This window comes from Roseomonas sp. GC11, from assembly GCF_024437745.1.
GTDB lineage: Bacteria > Pseudomonadota > Alphaproteobacteria > Acetobacterales > Acetobacteraceae > Pseudoroseomonas.
On the sequence record NZ_JANFNY010000202.1, the window covers coordinates 1 to 728 of the forward strand.

A 728-nucleotide genomic window follows, 5' to 3' on the forward strand; every position below is an offset into this window, starting at 1 on the left:
AGCGTCTCGCCGACGCCATAGGTGTCGTCGGCGGGGACGGCGACGCTGCTGATGGTGGGGGCGACGCCGTCGACGAGGATGCCGGCGGTGGAGCCGGTGGCGGGCAGGGTGAGGGTGGCGTCATTGCCGGCGGCGTCGCGCAGGGTGGCGCCGCTGAGGGCGAGGCTGCCGAGGGCGATGCCATCGGCGTCGAGATCGCCGCTCTGGACGGTGTACTGGAAGACCAGCTCGGTGGTGCCGGCGCCGGAGGTGTAGAGGGCCTGGCGGGTGGTGCCGCCGATGTCGAGGGCAAGCTGCGGCGTGCCGCCGGCGAGCAGGACGCTCTCGGAGAAGGTCAGGCGCAGCTCGAGCGTGTCGCCGATCTTGTAGGTGGCATTGGCCGGCAGGGTGACGCTGGCGATGGTCGGCGCCGTGGCATCCACCGTCACGCTGAGCGCGGAGGAACTGACAGAAACATTGCCGGCGGTGTCGGTGGCGGTGGCGGTGTAGCTGTAGCTGCCATCGGCCAGCGCCGAGGCCTCGGTCCAGGACCAGGCGCCGGCGCCATCGGCGGTGGTGGTGTCGATCTGCACGCCATCGCGGAGGATGGCGATGGTGGCATTGGCCTCGGCGGTGCCGGAGAGGGTCGGGGTGGTGTCGTTGGTCAGGCCGTCGCCGGTGGTGGCGCTGTCGGTGGCGAAGGCCAGGCCGGTGGGCGCGGCCGGGGCGGCGGTGTCGATGGTGACGCT

1 protein-coding gene is annotated in these 728 nt (G+C 72.3%); it reads right to left on the reverse strand.

Translation table 11 applies throughout. The annotated features are described in order from the left end of the window. A partial coding sequence (locus NON00_RS24625; RefSeq protein WP_256025439.1) for an Ig-like domain-containing protein occupies window positions 1-728 on the reverse strand: 728 nt, incomplete at both ends.